At 73.2% G+C, this 19589-nt stretch carries 12 protein-coding genes; 9 read left to right on the top strand and 3 right to left on the bottom strand.

Annotated elements, in window-relative coordinates; all coding sequences use genetic code 11:
• The first annotated feature begins 57 nt into the window (after positions 1-57).
• From OG245_RS01640 to OG245_RS01600, 9 genes are all read left to right on the top strand, one after another.
• Entirely contained in the window at positions 58-858 is an 801-nt protein-coding gene (locus tag OG245_RS01640; RefSeq protein ID WP_371621737.1) for a crotonase/enoyl-CoA hydratase family protein, read from the top strand.
• A gap of 54 nt (positions 859-912) precedes the next feature.
• Positions 913-1869 (top strand): Zn-ribbon domain-containing OB-fold protein, encoded by a 957-nt coding sequence (locus OG245_RS01635; RefSeq protein ID WP_371621736.1) that lies wholly within the window; start codon positions 913-915, stop codon positions 1867-1869.
• Positions 1870-2922, top strand: a complete 1053-nt coding sequence (locus OG245_RS01630; RefSeq protein ID WP_371621735.1) for a thiolase domain-containing protein — start codon at positions 1870-1872, stop codon at positions 2920-2922.
• Positions 2915-4081 (top strand): thiolase domain-containing protein, encoded by a 1167-nt coding sequence (locus tag OG245_RS01625; RefSeq protein ID WP_371621734.1) that lies wholly within the window; start codon positions 2915-2917, stop codon positions 4079-4081. Before OG245_RS01630 ends, OG245_RS01625 begins: the two co-directional genes overlap by 8 nt.
• 77 nt (positions 4082-4158) lie before the next feature.
• Positions 4159-4659: a hypothetical protein gene (locus OG245_RS01620; protein ID WP_003971159.1), complete on the top strand. Its 501-nt coding sequence runs from the start codon at positions 4159-4161 to the stop codon at positions 4657-4659.
• A gap of 267 nt (positions 4660-4926) precedes the next feature.
• The gene (locus tag OG245_RS01615; protein ID WP_371621733.1) at positions 4927-6177 is read left to right on the top strand and encodes an MFS transporter; all 1251 of its coding nucleotides are present in this window, start codon (positions 4927-4929) and stop codon (positions 6175-6177) included.
• A gap of 80 nt (positions 6178-6257) precedes the next feature.
• Positions 6258-6815, top strand: a complete 558-nt coding sequence (locus OG245_RS01610; RefSeq protein WP_371621732.1) for a TetR/AcrR family transcriptional regulator — start codon at positions 6258-6260, stop codon at positions 6813-6815.
• Between the two features lie 89 nt (positions 6816-6904).
• Positions 6905-8647 (top strand): phenylacetic acid degradation protein PaaN, encoded by a 1743-nt coding sequence (paaN, locus tag OG245_RS01605; protein WP_371621731.1) that lies wholly within the window; start codon positions 6905-6907, stop codon positions 8645-8647.
• Between the two features lie 61 nt (positions 8648-8708).
• On the top strand, positions 8709-10001 hold the full coding sequence (locus tag OG245_RS01600) for a LuxR C-terminal-related transcriptional regulator (RefSeq protein ID WP_371621730.1): 1293 nt from the start codon (positions 8709-8711) through the stop codon (positions 9999-10001).
• 110 nt (positions 10002-10111) lie between these two features.
• Here the strand turns inward: OG245_RS01600 and OG245_RS01595 are convergent, their stop codons facing one another.
• Genes OG245_RS01595 through OG245_RS01585 form a run of 3 tightly spaced genes read right to left on the bottom strand, consistent with a single transcriptional unit; the run spans position 10112 to position 19377 of the window.
• Entirely contained in the window at positions 10112-10993 is an 882-nt protein-coding gene (locus OG245_RS01595; protein WP_371621729.1) for an SDR family NAD(P)-dependent oxidoreductase, read from the bottom strand.
• On the bottom strand, positions 10980-12182 hold the full coding sequence (locus OG245_RS01590; RefSeq protein ID WP_371621728.1) for an FAD-dependent monooxygenase: 1203 nt from the start codon (positions 12180-12182) through the stop codon (positions 10980-10982). The genes OG245_RS01595 and OG245_RS01590 overlap by 14 nt, the downstream gene beginning before the upstream one ends.
• Before the next feature lies 1 nt (position 12183).
• The gene (locus OG245_RS01585; RefSeq protein WP_371621727.1) at positions 12184-19377 is read right to left on the bottom strand and encodes an amino acid adenylation domain-containing protein; all 7194 of its coding nucleotides are present in this window, start codon (positions 19375-19377) and stop codon (positions 12184-12186) included.
• Positions 19378-19589 lie beyond the last annotated feature (212 nt).

Genomic DNA, 19589 nt, shown 5'->3' with positions numbered 1-19589 from the left:
TGAACTGCGACCCCTCCTCCTGCAACCTGTTCCAGGTCTGGAGAACAGGAGTCGGTCATGGGCGGTACGGAACACCTCACCGTGCGGCGTGAAGGCGCCACGCTGGTGCTCACCTTGAACAGACCACAGGCCAGGAACGCGTTGTCGCTGCCGATGCTCGTCGGCCTGTACGACGGTTGGCTCGCGGCCGACGCAGACGACACGGTCCGCTCCGTCGTCCTGACCGGCGCGGGCGGCGCGTTCTGCGCCGGCATGGACCTCAAGGCCCTGGCGGGCGGCGGCATGGAGGGGGAGGAGTACCGGGACCGGATGGCGGCCGACCCGGACCTCCACTGGAAGGCGATGCTGCGCCACCACCGCCCGCGCAAGCCGGTGATCGCCGCCGTGGAGGGCGCCTGTGTCGCGGGCGGCACCGAGATCCTCCAGGGCACCGACATCCGCGTCGCCGGAGCGGGAGCCACCTTCGGGCTCTTCGAGGTCCGCCGGGGCCTCTTCCCGATCGGCGGCTCCACCGTCCGGCTGCCCCGTCAGATCCCCCGCACCCACGCCCTCGAAATGCTCCTCACCGGCCGCCCGTACACCGCCGAGGAGGCCGCCGCCATCGGGCTGATCGGCAGGGTCGTGCCCGACGGAACCGCACTGGAGGAGGCCCTCGCCGTCGCCGAGCGGGTCAACGCCTGCGGGCCGCTCGCCGTCGAGGCCGTCAAGGCCTCGGTCTACGAGGGCGCCGAGCTGACCGAGAGCGAGGCGCTGGCCGCCGAACTCAAACGCGGCTGGCCCGTGTTCGCCACCGAGGACGCCAAGGAGGGCGCGCGCGCCTTCGCGGAGAAGCGCCCGCCCGTCTACCGGCGCGCCTGAGCGCCGGGCATCCAGCTCCCCGTCCTGAGCGCTCCCAGCAAGGAGGCAGCAGCCATGTCCGACGTCCTCAGCGCCCCGCTGGTGGTCGAGTTCCCCTTCACCCGCTCGCTCGGCCCCGTCCAGAGCGCCTTCCTCACCGGACTGCGCGAACGCACCGTCCTCGGCGTCCGCACGGAGGACGGCACGGTGCTCGTGCCGCCCGTGGAGTACGACCCCGTCACCGCGAACGAGATCCGCGACCTCGTCGAGGTCGCCCCCACCGGCACCGTCACCACCTGGGCGTGGAACCCGGCCCCACGCCGCGACCAGCCGCTCGGCACCCCCTTCGCCTGGGTGCTCGTCCGCCTCGACGGGGCCGCCACCGCCCTCCTGCACGTCCTCGACGCACCGGGCCCGGACGCCGTGCGCGCCGGGATGCGCGTCCGCATCCGCTGGGCGGCGACCCGCACCGGGGCCATCACCGACATCGCCTGCTTCGAGCCGTACGACGGCGAGCCCGACGACTCCGAACCCGCGCCGCACACCGGGGAGTTCACCGACCCCGTCACCGGCATCGTCACCCCGGCCCGCCTCGACTACGTCCACACCCCGGGCCGCGCCCAGAGCGCCTACCTCACCGCCCTCGAAGACCACCGCATGGTCGGCGAACGCTGCCCCGCCTGCCGCAAGGTCTACGTCCCGCCGCGCGGAGCCTGCCCCACCTGCGGGGTCGCCACCGCCGAACAGGTCGAGGTCGGCCCGCGCGGCACGGTCACCACGTTCTGCATCGTCAACATCAAAGCGAAGAACCTCGACATCGAAGTCCCGTACGTATACGCCCACATCGCCCTCGACGGCGCCGACCTGGCGCTGCACGGGCGCATCGCCGGAATCCCGTACGACCAGGTGCGCATGGGGCTGCGCGTCGAGCCCGTCTGGGCCGGTGCCGGTCAGGGGTCCCGCCACCCGGACCACTACCGGCCCACCGGGGAGCCCGACGCCGACTACGACACGTACAAGGAGCTGGTGTAGATGCGGGACGTGGCCATCGTCGCCTTCGCCCAGACCGCGCACCGGCGGCGCACCGACGAACTCTCCGAGGTCGACCTGCTGATGCCGGTCCTCCACGAGGTGCTCGGCGCGACCGGGCTCAAGGCGAACGAGATCGGGTTCACCTGCTCCGGCTCCGCCGACTACCTCGCCGGGCGGGCCTTCTCCTTCACCATGGCGCTCGACGGCGTCGGCGCCCACCCGCCCATCTCCGAGTCCCACGTGGAGATGGACGGGGCCTGGGCGCTGTACGAGGCCTGGGTGAAGATCCAGACCGGCGAGGCGGACACCGCACTCGTCTACTCCTACGGCAAGTCCTCGCCCGGCCGGGTCCGCGACGTCCTCACCCGCCAGCTCGACCCCTACTACCTCGCCCCGCTCTGGCCGGACTCCGTCGCGCTCGCCGCCCTCCAGGCCCAGGCCCTCATCGACGCGGGCGCCACCGACGAAGGAGCCCTCGCCGCGGTCGCCGCCCGCAACCGCACCGCCGCCGCCGGCAACCCGCACGCCCAGCTCGCCGGCGACGTCCCCGCGGGCGACTACCTGGTGCACCCCCTGCGCACCGGCGACTGCCCGCCCATCGGCGACGGCGCCGCCGCCGTGGTCCTCGCCGCCGGGGACACCGCCCGCGCCCTGTGCGCGCGGCCCGCCTGGATCCGGGGCATCGACCACCGGATCGAGGCGCACGGCCTCGGCGTCCGCGACCTCACCGACAGCCCCTCCGCACGCCTCGCCGCAGAGCGCGCCGGAGCCTTCGAACGGCCGGTCGACACCGCCGAGCTGCACGCCCCGTTCACCTCGCAGGAGGTCGTCCTGCGCCAGGCGCTCCGGCTCGGCGACGACGTCCGCGTCAACCCCTCCGGCGGTGCGCTCGCCGCCAACCCCGTGATGGCCGCCGGACTGATCCGGCTCGGCGAGGCCGCCGCCCGCATCCACCGGGGCGAGTCCGACCGGGCGCTCGCGCACGCCACCTCCGGCCCCTGCCTGCAACAGAACCTGGTCGCCGTCCTGGAAGGGGAGAGCGCTCATGCCTAAGGAGCCCGTCGCCGTCGTCGGCATCGGCCAGACCAAACACGTCGCCGCCCGGCACGACGTGTCCATCGCCGGACTGGTCCGCGAGGCCGCCGTCCGGGCGCTGGAGGACGCCGGGCTCACCTGGAGCGACATCGACGCCGTCGTGATCGGCAAGGCCCCCGACTTCTTCGAGGGCGTCATGATGCCGGAGCTCTACCTCGCCGACGCGCTGGGCGCCGTCGGCAAGCCCATGCTCCGCGTCCACACGGCGGGCTCGGTCGGGGGCTCCACCGCCCTGGTCGCCGCGAACCTCGTCGCCGCCCGCGTGCACAGCACCGTCCTCACCCTCGCCTTCGAGAAGCAGTCCGAGTCCAACGCCATGTGGGGCCTCTCCCTGCCCGTCCCCTTCCAGCAGCCGCTGCTGGCCGGCGCGGGCGGCTTCTTCGCCCCGCACGTGCGGGCCTACATGCGGCGCACCGGAGCGCCCGACGAGGTCGGATCGCTCGTCGCGTACAAGGACCGCCGCAACGCGCTGAAGAACCCCTACGCGCACCTCCACGACCACGACATCACCCTGGAGAAGGTCCGGGCCGCCCCCATGCTCTGGGACCCCATCCGCTACTCCGAGACCTGCCCCTCCTCCGACGGGGCCTGCGCCATGATCCTCACCGACCGGGACGGTGCGGCCCGCGCGCCCCACCCGCCCGCCTGGGTGCACGGCGGGGCGATGCGCAGCGAGCCGACCCTCTTCGCGGGCAAGGACTTCGTCTCCCCGCAGGCGGGCAAGGACTGCGCCGCGGACGTCTACCGGCAGGCCGGGATCACCGACCCGCGCCGGGAGATCGACGCCGTCGAGATGTACGTGCCGTTCTCCTGGTACGAGCCGATGTGGCTGGAGAACCTCGGCTTCGCCGAGGAGGGCGAGGGCTGGAAGCTGACCGAGGCGGGCGTCACCGAACTCGACGGAGACCTCCCGGTCAACCCTTCGGGCGGTGTGCTGTCCACCAATCCCATCGGCGCGTCCGGCATGATCCGCTTCGCCGAGGCGGCCCTCCAGGTACGGGGGAGGGCCGGGGAGCACCAGATCGACGGGGCCTTGAGGGCGCTCGGCCACGCCTACGGCGGAGGGGCCCAGTTCTTCGCCATGTGGCTCGTCGGAGCGGAGCCCCCGCCCGGCTGAGGGAGAGCGGTGGGCCCGGTCCCGCGAGGCCCGGGCCCGGCTCCGCAAGGTGAGCCGGGACACGTAACATGGGCGGCATGTCCTTCCTCCGCCGCCGTAGCGCCGCAACACCTGCGGGCCCGGACTTCGACGTCCTGGCCATGGACCCCGGGGACTGGCCCGGCAACCTCGGCGCCGGTCTGCTCCCCGCCCCCGACGGCAGCTGTCAGGGCGTCTTCCTCCGTTACGACCTGTACGGCGGCCGGGGCCCGGCGATGATCATCGGCAATCTTCCGGAAGGCTCGCCCGCCCGCGAGACCGAGGAGGGCCAGGTCCCCTTCGAGGTGGCGCAGCTGCTCCTCGCCCTGGAGAACGACGAGCCGATCGAGGTCGTCAGCTCCGAGGACGTCCCCGTCATGCAGGGCGACAATCTGCTGATCGTCCGCCGCGTCAAGCTCTCCGAGAGCCGTATCGCCTGCGTCCAGTTCGACCGCAGCGACGGAGTCCTCGTGACCATCGCCAGCTGGGACCGGCCGATCACCGACGACCTGTACACCCTGCTCAAGCCTCTGCCCGCGGAGTTGTTCCAGCAGGGCTGAAACGTCCCTTCGCAAGGCCGTCCGGATGCGTCCGGGCGGCCTTCTCCCTGTCCGCGTCCCCTGTGCGTGCGCGCTCCCACGGGGGTGCCCGAGCCCTTGTCCGCGCAGGCCCGTGCGGCCCGAGCGGCCGATTCCCGCCCTGAACGCGACCGGAAATGCGCGTTGACACGGATGGCGGGGGACCCGCTACGGTGAGAAAATGTAACGACCGTTCAATGTGTAACAGTCGTTCAGATTCTTCTCCTTCCCGTCCGGAGGTCCATCCCCATGGCCAACCCCTACGGCGCCCTCTTCAAGGCGCCGGGCTCCGTAGCCTTCTCCGCCGCGGGCTTCGTCGCCCGTATGCCGCTCTCGATGGCCGGCATCGGGATCATCACGATGCTGTCCCAGATGCGAGGGGAGTACGGCCTGGCAGGAGCCGTCTCCGCCGCCTTCACCCTCTCCATGGCCCTCTGCGGCCCCCAGATCTCCCGCGTCGTCGACCGCCGGGGGCAGAGCAAGGTGCTCCTGCCCGCCACCGGACTCAGCGTCATCGCCATGGGCGTGCTGCTTCTCTGCGCCCGGTACGACGCCCCCGTCTGGACGTTGTTCGTCAGCGCCGTGGTGGCCGGGACGATGCCCAACATGGCCGCGATGGTCCGCGCCCGGTGGACCCACGTCTACCGCGGCTCCGACCGGCTGCACACCGCCTACTCGCTGGAATCGGTCGTCGACGAGCTCACCTTCGTCGTGGGACCCGCGCTCTCGGTCGCGCTGAGCACCGCGCTCTTCCCGGAGGCCGGGCCGCTGGTGGCGGCGGTGCTGCTCACCCTCGGCGTCCTCATGTTCGTCCCGCAGAAGCGCACCGAACCGCCGGTGATCCAGCCTGCCACCGACGGCGCCCGGAACGTCTCGGCGCTGCGCGGTGGACCGCTCCTCCTGCTGGCCCTCACCCTGGTCGCGGGCGGCACGATCGTCGGCACCGTGGACGTGGTCAGCGTCGCCTTCGCGGAGGAGCAGGGCTCCCCGGCCAGCGCGGGCATCGTGCTCTCCGTCTACGCGGTCGGCTCGGCCGGCGCCGGACTGGTCTTCGGCGCACTCAGGCTCACCACACCGCTGCCCCGGCTGCTCCTGATGAGCACGGCCGGCACCGCCCTGACGACGCTGCCGCTGCTGCTCGTCGGCAACATCGCCACGCTCTCGGCCGCCGTCTTCTTCTCCGGCATCTTCTTCGCGCCTACCATGATCGTGGTGATGGGACTGGTGGAGAAGACGGTGCCGCCCGCCGTCCTCACCGAAGGGATGACCTGGGCGATCACCGGCCTCAGTGTCGGCGTCGCGCTCGGCGCCTCGGTGTCGGGCAGTATGGTCGACCGCTTCGGTCCCTCCGGCGGCTTCGCCGTCGCCATCGCCGCGGGCGGCGCGACGGTGCTGCTGGCGCTGATCGCCCAGCGGCCCCTCGACCGTGGTCTGCGGGCGCGGACCGATGTTCCGGCGGACCAACCGGCGGACGAGGGACACGCGACGTCCGCCCGGTAGCCGCCGGTCCCAGCAGCCGCGGCGAAGAGGGACGGCCCGTCGTTCCCGTCCCGCCCCGACCACGACGCCCGGAGGGCACGATGCACACACCGCAGACCGACGGACGCCTGCTCAAGGGCGAGCTCCGGCGGCAGGAACTCATCGAGGCCACCCTCCAGGTGGTGGCCCGCGAGGGCGTCGCCGGCGTCAGCCACCGGGCGGTGGCGCGCGAGGCCAACCAGCCCGCCACCGCCGCCGCCTACTACTTCAAGAGCATCGACGACCTGCTCACCGCGGCGCTCACCGTCTGTATGGACCAGGACGCCGAACGGATGCGGCTCCTGGCCGAGAAGGCCGACGGCAGCCCCGAGGGCCTGACCGCCCTCGCCGATCTGCTCCGGGACGTCGTGTCGGGCCCCGGCCGCCTGCTCGCCGAGTACGAGCTCTACCTGCTCGCCGCCCGCCGGCCGGAGCTGCGCACCTCCACCGGGCACTGGCTGGACGCCATCGCCGGGTACGCGCACCGCTACACCACCGACCCGGTCCGGGTGCAGGTCTTCAAGGGCGTCATCGACGGCCTGCTCCTCCAGGGGCTGCTGACCGACACCCCGCCGACGGCGGCCGAGTTCGAGGCCGTACTGCGCCACGTTCTGCTCTGACCGCGTGGACCGCGGTCGCCGTACCGCTCGTCCGTCACTCCGCTCATCCCTCCTTCCTTGCCCTCCCCGGACCGATCCAAGGAGCTCGTGTGAACCCCATCCCCGTGCAGGACTCCTTCCCCGCGGGCGTGGCCGACGCCACCCGGCAGATCCTGGTCGACGCGCACCGGCCCACCCTGGAGCGTGCGGTGGAGACCCTGCGCACGCGGGTCCACTGGTCGCCCTACCCCGAGGACCCGGGCGCCTACGGCACGGACGCCGAGGCCGCGGGGGAGCGGGCGTTCCGCGCCCTGCTGGACCGGCCCTTCCCCCTCGAACAGCCCGGCCGGGACGGCACCGTGGGACCCGCACCCGCCGAGGGCGGCGAGATCTCCCCGTACGGCTTCTCCCTGGGCATCAGCTACCCGCACAGCGACCCCGGGACGTTACTCGCGTGCGCGGAGGCGGCCGCCGACGACTGGCGGCGGGCCGGGGCGCTGATCCGGGCGGCGGTCTGCCTGGAGATCCTCGCCCGTATCAACGCCCGTTCCGCCGAGTTCGCCCACGCCGCCATGCACACCAGCGGGCACGGGCCCGTGATGGCCTTCCACGCCGGAGCCGTGCACGCCCAGGACCGCGGCCTGGAGGCGGTGGCCGCCGCGTACACCGAACAGGACCGGCTGCCCGCGCACGTGCTCTGGAACAAGCCCCTGGCCTCCGGCGAACCCTGCGTCATGGAGAAGACGTTCACCCCCTCGGGCCGGGGCACCGCACTGCTCGTCGGCAACCGGATCTTTCCCGCCTGGAGCGGTTACGCCGGTCTCTTCGCCTCGCTCGCCACCGGCAACCCGGTCATCGTCAAGCCCCACCCCGCCGCCGTCCTCCCGCTCGCCCTGACCGTCGCCGTGGCCCGGGACGTCCTCGCGGAGGCGGGCTTCTCCGGCGATCTCGTCGCGCTGGCCGTCGAGCACCCGGAGGAAGGGCTTGCCCGGACGCTCGCGGTCCGTCCGGAGATACGGATCGTCGACTTCACCGGCACCACCGCGTTCGGCCGGTGGCTGCGGGACCACGCGCGCCAGGCCGAGGTCTTCACCTCCACCACCGCCGTCAACACCGTGCTGATCGAATCCACCGAGCACTACGCGGCCATGCTCGACAACCTCGCCTTCTCCCTCGCCCTCTACAGCGGCCAGCTCTGCACCAGCCCCCAGAACATCCTGATCCCCCGGGCCGGTATCCGCACCGACCGGGGGCGCAAGGGCTATCCGGAGGTCGTCGCCGACCTCGCCGCCGCCATCACCCGGCTCCTCGGCCGCGACGCCTTCGCCTGCGACCTGCTCGGGGCGCTCTGCGGACCCGAGGCGGCGGAGTCGGCGGAGCGGGCCGGCGCCGGCGCCTTCGGCCCGGTCGTCCTGGCCGGCCGCGCGGTGCACCACCCCCACCACCCCGGGGCCACCGTGCGCACCCCGACCCTTGTCGCGCTGGACGCGGCCCGCTCGGAGGACCGCGCCACCCTGGCACACGCACACCCCGGCCCGGTCTTCTTCACCGTGGCCGTCGACTCGGCCGACGACGGCGTCGACCTCCTGCTCGACACCGCCCGCACCGCCGGATCGCTCTCCGCCGGTGCCTGGACGGCCTCCGAGGACGTCGAGCACGCGGTCACCCACGCCTGCGCGGACGCCGGGGTCATGCTCTCCCTCAACATGACCGGTGACTGGTATCTGACCCAGAGCGCCGTCTACTCCGACCTGCACGGCACCGGGGCCAACCCGGCGTCCGACCACGCGTTCTGCGACGGCGCGTTCGTGGCACGCCGATTCCGCACGGTCGCGGTCCGCCGCCGTGTGTGACCGGTCCGCACACCCGCCTGTGCGGCGGGCGCCACGAAGTGCTCCGAGAGAGAGGCCCCACGTGTTACGTGCCCCGCTCGACCTGCCGTTCAGAGGACGCGACGACGAACTGGCCCGCGTCCGCCGTGTGCTCGACCACGCGTCGCGCGGCGGCTGTGCGCTCCTGGTCGTCGAGGGGCCACCGGGGACCGGCAAGACACGCCTGCTGCGGGCCTGCGCCCAGGAGGCGGCCCGGCTGGGCTTCCACATCCCCGGAGAGACCCGCGTACGCCGCCAACTGCCGTCCCTGGTGCGCAACAGGGGGACCGGCCCCGGCCGCCCCGGCCGGATCGGCCGCCCGGGGATGCGCCGCACACCGGTCCTCGTCCTGGTCGACGAGGCGGACCAGCTGGGTACGGACGCGGTGAACGCCCTGCTGAGGCGCGGTTCCGGGCCGCACGGCGTGCCCACCGTCTGGGTGGTCGCCCACCGCTCGGGGCGCGGCTGCGAGAGCCTGGCCGCCGCCCTCTCCACCCGCTGCGGGCTCGTCGAGCGCCTCACCCTGGGGCCGCTCGCCCCCGGCGTCGTCGCCGCCCTGGCCGCCGAAGCGCTCGGAGCGCCCCTGTCGCCTCCGCTGCGACAGCTGATCGAGAAGGCCGGCGGCCATCCCCGGCTCACGTCGGAACTGCTCCTCGGGCTCCAGGAGGAGGGCGCGGTCGAGACCGGCTCGGGGACCGCCCACCACACGGCCTCCCGGCTGCCCGAACGGCTCCACCGGCAGGTCGAGGAGACCATGGCCGGCTACTCGCGCGACTGCCGCCAACTCCTCAGCGTCGCCGCCGTGCTGGGCCGGGAGCTGGACTACGAGATCCTCGCGCCGATGCTCCGCACCGCACCCTCCGCCCTGATCCCGCTCTGCGAGGAGGCGTGCGCGATGGGGGCGGTGGCGGGCGACGGCGGGCGGACGGTGTTCCGCAACGAACTGATGCGGGAGCTCCTGGCCGGGGCGGTACCGGCCGCGCTCCAGCGGGCGCTGTGCCGGGAGGCGGAGGCGCTGCGCACGGCGCGTGCCGCCGGACCCCTCGTTCCCGTACGGGCCGGGATCCCCGCCGACCCGGCCGGCCGGCCGGAGGCGACGGCGGGGGTCCCGCTCAACGACCGGCAGGCCGCCGTGGTCCGGCTGGTCAGGGCGGGCCTGACCAACCAGCAGATCGCCCGCCGTCTCGACGTCTCCCCGCACACCGTCAACTACCACCTGCGCCGACTGTTCAGCAGCTTCGGCGTACGGTCGCGGATCGATCTGCTGCGCGCGGTCGAACAGCGCGTCCAGACCGCCCGGACCTCCCGGCCCGACACCGAGTACGCCCGCTCGTGACGACCGGCGGGCGGTTCGGAGGGACCGGACCGGGTCGGCGGGGCCGGGGTCGGCCGGACCGGGGTCGGCCGGGTCGGACGGACGAACCGGCCGACCCGGCACGCGGCCGGTCAGTCCGTGAGCGGCCGGAGATAGCGGTCCAGCACCGGATCCGGCAGCACCCGGGCCAGCACCCCGGCCCGCCGGGCGTCGTCCCCGACCCGGTAGCGGGCCCGGGGCCGCGCCGCGGTGAGGGCCTTCACCACTGCCGCGGCGAAGTCCCCGGGCCGTGTTCCGCTGGCCGCGGCCCCCGCCTCGTTCTGCCGCAGGAAGCGCAGGAACGGCACCCGGTACAGCTCCGCGACCGACTCCTCCACGCCGGCCAGCGCCGCCTCGCCGCCCGCCGACACCTTGCTCCAGATCGGCGTCATGATCGCGCCCGGCTGCACCACACTCACCCCGATGCGCTGGGACCGGAGCTCCCGGCGCAGCACATCGGTCAGGGCCTCCTTGGCGAACTGCGCGGCGGCGTAGGCGCCCAGGTAGGGCAGCGCGACGCTGCCCAGGCCCGAGGTCACGTTGACGATCCGCCCCCGGCTGCGCCGCAGGTCCGGCAGGAACGCCTGGGCGACCGCGAGCTGACCCACCACATTGGTGTCGAGCTGCTGCCGCAGCTGTTCGGGGTCCACGCACTCCAGCGGCGCCGAGACGCAGATCCCCGCGTTGTTGACCAGCCCCCACAGCGGCCGGCCACCCGTCAGGGAGGCGATCTCCTGTGCCGCCGAGGCGATCGAGGCCCGGTCCGTGACATCGACGCGGACCGCGGTGATCCGGCCGTGCGCCGACCGCCCGGCCAGCGCCTCACCGTCCGCCTCCTTCCGTACGCCGGCGAAGACACGGAACCCGGTCCGCTCCAGCCGCAGCGCGCACGCCTCGCCCAGACCCGACGAGGCGCCGGTGACCAGCACGGCCCGACCGGCCGGCGCGAGGGAGGGCTTCCTACCGGCCGCCATGGATGTCCTCCGATACGGAAGAGGCGTGGGGGAAGGTCAGCGCGCCCTCCAGCACTGCGGTGAGCCGCCCGGTGGGCAGGAACCTGAAGTAGGCGTCCCTGACCGGCCGCCGGACCGGATTCACCGACTGCTCGAAGGTGCTGATGGACCGGGAGGCGGCGACGATGCCCCGGGTGCGCTCGCGGCGCTCGTCCTCGTACCGGCGCAGCGCGACCGTGCTGTCGGAGGTCCCGGCCAGGTGGCGGGCGAGGACGACGGCGTCCTCGATCGCCATGCAGGAACCCTGCCCCAGACTGGTCAGCATGGGGTGGGCCGCGTCGCCCAGCAGGGTCACCGGGCCCCGGCCCCAGCGCTCCAGGAAGGCCCGGTCGCGCGAGGGGACGGCCAGGATCGACTCCTCCGGCGTCCGCGCGATGGCCTCCCGCACCACCTCGGCCCACCCGGCGAAGGCGCGTCGCACATCCGCCTTGGACCCCTGCCAGTTGTTCGACTCCTCGGAGGGCATGTTCTTCGTGCCCCACCAGTAGAGGGTGCCGCCGCCCATGTCGACGAGGCCGAACCGCTGCCCGCTGCCCCAGAAATGGGTGACCGAACCCTGGGAGAAGTCCGGGTGCTCGAACGGAACGAGAGCCAGCCAGCAGATGTAGCCGCTGTCCCGGGACGGCTCGTCCGGGCCGGTGAGCTGGCGGCGGACGGCCGAGTTGAAGCCGTCCGCACCGATGAGGACGTCACCGTCCGCCCGGGTGCCGTCGGTGAAGTGCACGCGCACCCCGCCCCCGGGCCGGTCCGGGTCGAACCGGTCCGCCTGCGCCCCCAGCACGATGGGGATGGACCCGGCCGCCTCCAACAGGGCGGCCTGGAGCGCGGAACGGGTGATCAGGACGCTCGGCACCCCGAGCCGCCCGATGATCTCGGGGAACGGGAACTCCCGGATCAGCCGCCCCCGAGCGGTCCTGACGTGGTACGACTCCAGGACCTGGCCGCGCTTCTCCAGACCCAGATCGATTCCGGCCGAGTCCAGGGCGGCCAGCGCGTTGCTCATGACGGAGAGCCCCGAGCCGGCGGCGCCCAGCTCGGCCGCCCGCTCGTACACCTCCACATCGAGTCCGGCCCGGCGCAGGGCCACGGCGGCCGTCAGGCCGCCGATGCCCGCACCTATCACGATCGCCTTGCGGCGTGCTTGCGTCATGTCACTCTCCGATCAGTTCGGTGACGACCCGGGCGAGGTGGGCCACATGGGGCTCCTCCATGATGGTGAGGTGGTCGCCGGGCACGTCGATGACCGTCAGTTCGCCGCGGGTCCGCTCCCGCCAGCCGTTCGCCGGGTCCCGGTGCAGTGACTCGATGGCCGTGTGCATCGAGTCCAGGACCTCGGGCAGCGGCTCGGAGGCGTGGACCAGCACCATGTCCTGGTCGACCGGTTCCGGCCGGTAGGCGAAGGCCGCCCGCCAGTTGGCCTCGTACACATGGAAGAGACGCCGCACCACCGCTCCCGTGCTCCCCGCCGGCAGCACACCCTCGTCGATGGCCAGCCGGGCGATGAAGTCGAACTTCTCCTCCAGCGTCCCGAGCCCGGCCGGAATGGCCTCCAGGGGGGAGTCCCCGCCACGCTGGAGCCACAGCAGCTCCCAGAAGAACCAGCCCAGCAGGGCGTCGTCGTCGGTGGTCAGCCGCCGGCCGGGGTTGAGCGCGGTGGTGTCCAGCAGCACGAGACGCGCGATCTCCTGTCCCTCCCGACGCAGTTGGCGAGCCATCTCGAAGGCGACGAACCCGCCGAAGGACCAGCCGCCGATGACGTACGGTCCCTCGGGCTGGACCCGCCGGATGGCCTCGACGTATCCGGCGGCGATCTCCTCCACGCTGCGCAGCGGCTCGGTGCCCGCGTCGACCCCGACCGCCTGGAGCGCGAACAGCGGCTGCTCGTCCGGGAGGTACTTGGCGAAGCGGACGTAGCACAGGACGTTGCCGCCCATCGGATGGACGAAGAACGCCGGGCGCCGGTCGCCGCCGGGGCGGATCGGCACCAGCGGGTCGAACGCCGCGCTCACACCGCCCGCCCGCAGCCGGTCGGCGAGTTGTGCCACGGTGGGCGCGGAGATGAACTCCGAGAGCGGGATGCTCACTCCGTACCGCTGCTCTATGAGCATCACCAGCCGCATCGCCGTCAGCGAGGTGCCGCCCAGATCGAAGATGTTGTCGTGGACCCCCGGCACCGGCAGCTGGAGCAGCTCGCCGAGGAGGTCGGCCAGCGCGTGCTCGTACGCGTCGCGCGGCGGCGTGTCGTCGCCCGCCCGTCCCGCGGTCAGCGGGATGCGGCGCAGCGCGGCGTCGTCGCGCTTGCCGCTGGGGGTGAGCGGCAGCCCGGGCAGCCACTCGTAGTGCGAGGGCAGCATGTACTCCGGCAGGACGGTGCGCAGTTGCTTGCCGAGCTGACCGAGATCGGTGTGCTCGCGCTCACCGACGAGGAACGCCGCGAGGAAGGAGTCGTTGCCCTCGCGCCGCCGCGCGACCACCGCCACGTCGGCGAGTCCGGGGTGATCGGCGCCGAACCGGCCCACGGCGAGCTCGACCTCGGCCGGCTCCACCCGGAAGCCCCGCACCTTGACCTGCGCGTCGGCGCGGCCGAGGCAGACCACCGAACCGTCCGGCAGGACGACACCGAGGTCCCCCGTGCGGTAGAGGCGGCGGCCCGGCGTGCCGTCGGGGTGGGAGACGAACCGCTCGCCGGTCAGCTCCGGCTGGTGGAGGTAGCCGTCGGCCAAGCAGGTGCCGCCGAGGTGGATCTCCCCCTTGACGCCCGCCGGGACCGGTCGCATCGACGCGTCGAGGACCAGCACCTCCGAGCCCGTCACCGCCGTCCCGATCGGCGGCAGCGGCGGCCACGAAGCGGGGTCGCCCGTCATCGTGAAACTCGTCACCACATGCGACTCGGTGGGGCCGTACTGGTTCTCCAGCAGCACCCCGGGCAGCGCCGCGCAGAGCCGCCGGATATCCGGGGTGACACGCAACTGCTCGCCGGAGGAGACCAGCGTGGTGAGTGCGCGGGGGAAGATGCCGAGCGTGGTGGCCGTCTCGGCCAGTTGCTGGAGGGCGACATAGGGCAGATACATCCGCTGTACCCGCTCCCGGTCCAACAGCCGCAGCAGCGCGGGCAGATCGCGCCGCTCGGTGCCGGAGAGCAGCAGCAGGGTGCCACCACCGCAGAGCGTGGAGAAGATCTCCTGGAAGGAGACGTCGAAGCTCAGCGGCGCGTACTGCACGGTCGTCCCGCCGACCGCCCCGCTCGGAACGCTGTTCTGCCAGGCGATCAGCTGGGCCAGCGAGCGGTGCGGCATCGCCACGCCCTTGGGCCGCCCCGTCGAGCCGGAGGTGAAGAGCACATAGGCCGTACTGTCCGGCGCCACGGCGGGCAGCGGTCCATCGCCGTCCGGCCCGGCGAGGGCGTCCTCCGCGAGGAGGACGGGCACGCCGTCCGGCAGCAGCTCGCTCCGCGTCCGCTGCGCGACCACCCGCAGCGGCCGGGCCTGCTCCAGCATCGCCGTGAGCCGCTCCTGCGGGTAGTCGGTGTCCAGCGGCAGCGCGGCGGCCCCCGCCTTCAGCACGCCGAGGATCACCGCGACGGTCTCGGGGGAGCGGTCCATGGCGATGCCGACACTGTCACCGGGAGCCGCGCCCAGGGCCAGCAGCCCGCGCGCCACCCGGTCGGACGCCCGCCCGAGGTCGGCGTACGTCCAGCGCTCCTCGGCGAAGGCCAGAGCGACCGCGTCCGGGGTCTGCTCCACCCGCTCCCGTACGGCGGTGACCACGTCCACCGGCACGGTGGCGGGCCCGGTCGGCACGGGCGCCAGGCCCGGGACGCCGGCCCGCAGCGCGGCGTGCGGCGGCTCCTCGGGGTGGAGTGCGAGTCGGCCGAGGACCGTGCCGAAGCGCGCCGCGTACAGCGCCGCCTGGTCCGGGGTGAAGACGCTGCCCCGGAAGTCCATGCGCAGCCAGAGACGGCCGTCCGCCGGATCGGCCACCGCGTTGACGAGCAGGGCGAAGTTGGTCTCCTCCCAGGCGTGGAAGGCGTCCATCCGCACACCGGGGAGCGACAGGACCGGGGCGAGCTGCCGGAAGTGGATGTAGTTGAACGCGGTGTCCAGCACCGTGGTGCCCAGCTCCTCCTGGACGGCGCTGAGCGGGTAGCGCCTGTGCGGGTGGCTGAGCTGCTCCTGCCGAAACGTTTCGCGGGCCACGTCGAGGAGGCTCTCCCGGTCGGTGGCCAGGCGCACCGGCAGGGTGTTGAGGAACAGGCCCACGATGCGTTCGGCGCCGTCCGTGTCGGGCCGGCCGTGGGTGACGAGCCCCGTCGTGACGTCGGTGGTGCCGGTGAACAGACCCAGGGTCAGGCAGTGCGCCGCGAACAGCACCGACTTGACGGGCAGCGCGTGCTCCCGCGCGAACGCCCGCAGAGAAGACGCGAGTTCGTGCGGAAGGTCGATCCGGCGGGTGATGAGCTCCTCGCTGCCGGGTGCCTCGTGCGGCCGGAAGCCGTCGAACTGGGGGAGGACGGAACCCTCCAGGTACCGCGACCAGTACGCCCGGCTCTCGGCGGACTCCAGCGCCGCGCGCTCGGCCGCCACATGCCCGGCCGCGGACGGCAGCCGGCCGCCGGGCACCGGTCCGATCCCGGCCCCGATCGCGTGCAGATAGTCCTGGAGCAGCTCGCCGACCACGTTGGCCACACTGCCGCCGTCCAGCAGCGCGTGGTGGAAGTTGAGCACCAACTCCACGCTGTCCGGCAGGAGATGGGCGCGGAAGTGGTAGAGCGGGGCGTCGGTGAAGACGTACGGGTGATAGCGCCGCTCGGCGACGTACCCCGCGATCTCCTCGCGTGCCGCCTCGGAGGGCAGCCCCCGCAGATCCCGGACGGAGAGCCCGCCTTCCACCTCGTCGTGGACCAGTTGCAGCGGCTCGGAGAACAGGCCGAGGTCGAAGGAGGAGCGCAGCGCCGGATGGCGGGCCACCAGCCGGTCGAAGGCCGAGCGGAACGGTCCCTCCTGCCAGGGGAGGCTCAAGGAGTACTGGAAGACGTCGCGGTAGACGGCGGACGCCTCCTCGGCACGGCTGTGGTAGATCAGGCCGAGCTGGAGGCGGGAGAGCGGCTGCGCGTCCTCGATGCCGGGCGTGCCTTCGAGCCGGGCCACATCGACCCGGGAGACCAGGGCGAACGGCTCGTACCCGCTCTCCTCCGGAGCGGCGGGCCCCTCGGTCACCACCGCGGCCAGCTCCGCCACCGTCGGGTTGCGGATCAGGTCGGTGAGCGAGAAGTGCAGCCCGAGCTTCTCGGCGGCGGCCCGCACCCGCAGCATCAGGATCGAATCACCGCCCAGCGCGTAGTAGTTGTCGTGGATCCCCACGTCGCCGCCGTCCAGCAGCCCGGCCCACACCTGGGCCAGCAGCCGCTCGGTGTCATTGCGCGGAGCGGTCGCCGCACGCGGTGCGCCGCCCTCCGCCGCCGGCTCGGGCAGCGCGCGCCGGTCGGCTTTGCCGTTCGGGGTGAGCGGGACGGCGTTGATCCGCACGAAGTGCGCCGGGACCATGAAACCGGGCAGCGTCGCGGCCAGGGCCGACCTCAGCGCGGCGTCGTCCAGGGCGACGTCGCAGACGTAGTAGCCGACCAGGTACGTGCCCCGGGCGGCGGAGTCGCGGTCCACGACGACCGCGTCGCGGACGCCGTCCACGGCGGCCAGCGCGCTCTGCACCTCGCCCAGCTCCACCCGGTTGCCGCGGATCTTGACCTGTCCGTCGATCCGCCCCAGGTACTCCAGCGTCCCGTCGGCCAGCAACCGTGCCAGGTCGCCCGTGCGGTAGAGCCGGCCCTCGCCGGAGAACGGGTCGGCGGTGAACCGCTCGGCGGTCAGCTCCTCGCGGCCCAGATAGCCGCGGGCCACCTGCACCCCGCCGATGCACAGCTCACCCGGCAGCCCGGGGGGCTGCTGGTTCCCGGCCGGATCGAGAACGTAGAGCTGGGTGTTGTCGACGGGGCGGCCGATCGGGACCCGGACCTGCGGCGTCCCGTCCGGCGCACCGGGCAGATCCTGGTAGGAGACGTCCACGGCCGCCTCGGTCGGCCCGTACAGGTTGACCAGCAGCGGACCGGAGCCGGCGGAGTGCCGGCCGAAGACCCGGTGGAACTGGTCCACCCGGGCCGGCGGCAGCGCCTCCCCACTGCAGAAGACCCGGCTCAGCGAGGCGGCGTCGGCACGGAGGGCGGGGTCCTCCTCCAGCAGGTCGAGGAAGGGGCCGAGCATCGACGGCACGAAGTGCAGGGCGGTGACCCGCCGCTCCCGCACGGTCCGCAGGATGTCCCGGGGGTCCTTCTCGCCGTCGACCGGCAACAGCGCCAGGGACGCCCCCTCGACCGCCCACCAGAACAGCTCCCACACCGATACGTCGAAGGAGATCGGCGTCTTCTGGAGCAGGACGTCGCCCGCCCCGATCGGATAGCGGGCCTGCATCCAGGCCAGCCGGTTGACCACCGAGCGGTGCTCGACCATGACGCCCTTGGGGCGGCCCGTCGAGCCCGAGGTGTAGATGACGTACGCGAGGTGGTGCGGCCCGGCGGCCGGCGGCAGCGGACCGGACGGCCCACGCAGCAGGTCCTGCACGGTCAGCACCGGTAAGGCCGGGTCCACGGCCGGCGGCAGCGGCTCGCCGGACGTCAGGACGACGCCCGCCCGGCTGTCCCGGAGCAGAAAGGCGATCCGCTCCTCCGGGTATCCCGGGTCGACCGGAACGTACGCGCCGCCCGCCTTGAGGACACCGAGGAGTGCGGCCAGCAGGTCGGGGCCGCGCCGCAGGGCCACGGCCACCCGGTCGTCCGGGCCCACGCCCCTGGCCCGGAGGGCACGCGCGACCTGATTGGCCCGCGCGTCCAGCGTCGCGAAGTCGGTCCGCTCCCCGGTGGCGTCGTCCACGACCGCCGTACGGCCGGGGTTCGCCGCGGCCTGCTCCTCGAACAGGCCGTGCAGCGTCCGGTCCGTCGGGTGGGGGACGTCCGGCCCGCGTGCCGCCCGCACCAGTTCCGCCCGTTCCGCGTCGTCGGTCAGAAGGAGGGCGGAGGCGGGCAGCTCGGGCGTCTTCGCCGCGCCCTCCAGCAGCCGGCGCAGCCCCTCGGCCACACCCGTGACCGGGAGGTCCTCGTCGAAGACGTCCAGGGCGTAGTCGAGGGCCACCCGCAGGGAACCGTCGCCCTCGTCGGCGTGGACCGTCACCGCCAGGGCGTCCTGACGGTGCACGGGAGCCAGGATGGATGCCACGCGCGTGATCCCCGCGGGGACCTCGACGGCCGGGAACCGTACGTACGACAGGGTGATGTCGAAGAGCCCGCGCGCACCGCCGGGCAGCTCCCCGACCGTGCGCAGCACCTCGCCCAGGGCGAGTCGCCCGTGGTCGCGCAGCTCCGCGGTTCTCTTCCTGACCTGCTCGGCGAGATCGTGCAGGGACGCGTCCGGGGTGAGATCCACCCGCAGCGGCAGACTGTTGGCGAACTGCCCGACGACGGAACGCGTCCGCTCGTCCGGCCGGTTGAGGAACGGCACACCGAGCACGATCTGCTCACTGCGGTGCACCCGGGTGAAATAGGTGGCGAACGCGGCGGCGACGTGGCCGAAGGGCGACCCGCCGCCTTCCCGTATTCGGTCCACCAGCGACGCGTCGACGCGGAACCCGTACCGCGCCCGGCCCGGTCCGGCGGGGGCCTCGGCGGCCGCGGAGCGCGGGAAGAGCGCGGGGACGGTGTCGCGGTGGGCGTCGCGGTGGAAGGCGAGGTCGCGCGCGTGGGCCGCCGATGCGCGGTAGGCGGCATCGGCCTCCACCACCACGCTGTGGGGGAGCGGGACCGCGTCCGTGCCGCCCCGGGCGTAGGCCTCCCACATCTGACCGCTCACCACGTTCAGGGCCCAGCCGTCGACGACGAGGTGATGGGCCTTCAGCGCCAGGTGGACCGTCCCCGCGTTCTCCCGGACCACCAGGGCGGAGACGAGCGGGGAGTCCTGGACGGTGAACGGCTCGGCGAGGAAGCTCTCCAGCCGGGCGGTGACGGCCGCCGCCGGGTCGCTCTCGGCCGACAGGTCCTCGTCCGGCACCCGGACGTCGGACCACGCCCCGGGATCGGCGGACCACTGGAACGGTATCCCCTCCCGCTCACCGAACCGGAGCCGGAAGGCCTCGTGGCCGCGGAGGGTCCGGTTCAGCGCCTCGCGCAGCGCGTTCGTGTCCACGGGGCCGGTCAGCCGCTCATGCTGGACCACATTGAACTGCGGGTCGCCCGGCGTCCTGGATTCGGCGGCCCAGATGTCTTTCTGATAGGCGGTCAGAGAAATCTCACGGTGCGTACTCACGGGTTCTCCCATTCGTCGGCACTCAGGTGCGCATCGATCAGGTCGATTCGTCCGGAACGATAGGCATCCGGTGATCGGCGAAACCACTACTCGAATAGGTAGGGGCCGGGTGCGCGCCCGGGGCAGAGCCACGTGTTACTCGTGTGAGCAGCGACAACGGCGGAACCAAGGGGAGAACGAAAGTCGTCGCTGTGGAACTGTTCACGCCCGCT

This window comes from Streptomyces sp. NBC_01116 (genome assembly GCF_041435495.1).
GTDB lineage: Bacteria > Actinomycetota > Actinomycetes > Streptomycetales > Streptomycetaceae > Streptomyces.
The sequence above is the reverse complement of the archived record's forward strand: the minus strand, read 5'-3'. Positions and strand labels throughout refer to the sequence as shown.

What these genes read in the sequence shown, in the direction of transcription:
- OG245_RS01640 (WP_371621737.1), top strand. Translation starts at nt 58, where the DNA reads ATGGGCGGTACGGAACACCTCACCGTGCGGCGTGAAGGCGCCACGCTG.
- OG245_RS01635 (WP_371621736.1), top strand. Translation starts at nt 913, where the DNA reads ATGTCCGACGTCCTCAGCGCCCCGCTGGTGGTCGAGTTCCCCTTCACC.
- OG245_RS01630 (WP_371621735.1), top strand. Translation starts at nt 1,870, where the DNA reads ATGCGGGACGTGGCCATCGTCGCCTTCGCCCAGACCGCGCACCGGCGG.
- OG245_RS01625 (WP_371621734.1), top strand. Translation starts at nt 2,915, where the DNA reads ATGCCTAAGGAGCCCGTCGCCGTCGTCGGCATCGGCCAGACCAAACAC.
- OG245_RS01620 (WP_003971159.1), top strand. Translation starts at nt 4,159, where the DNA reads ATGTCCTTCCTCCGCCGCCGTAGCGCCGCAACACCTGCGGGCCCGGAC.
- OG245_RS01615 (WP_371621733.1), top strand. Translation starts at nt 4,927, where the DNA reads ATGGCCAACCCCTACGGCGCCCTCTTCAAGGCGCCGGGCTCCGTAGCC.
- OG245_RS01610 (WP_371621732.1), top strand. Translation starts at nt 6,258, where the DNA reads ATGCACACACCGCAGACCGACGGACGCCTGCTCAAGGGCGAGCTCCGG.
- OG245_RS01595 (WP_371621729.1), bottom strand. Translation starts at nt 10,993, where the DNA reads ATGGCGGCCGGTAGGAAGCCCTCCCTCGCGCCGGCCGGTCGGGCCGTG.
- OG245_RS01590 (WP_371621728.1), bottom strand. Translation starts at nt 12,182, where the DNA reads ATGACGCAAGCACGCCGCAAGGCGATCGTGATAGGTGCGGGCATCGGC.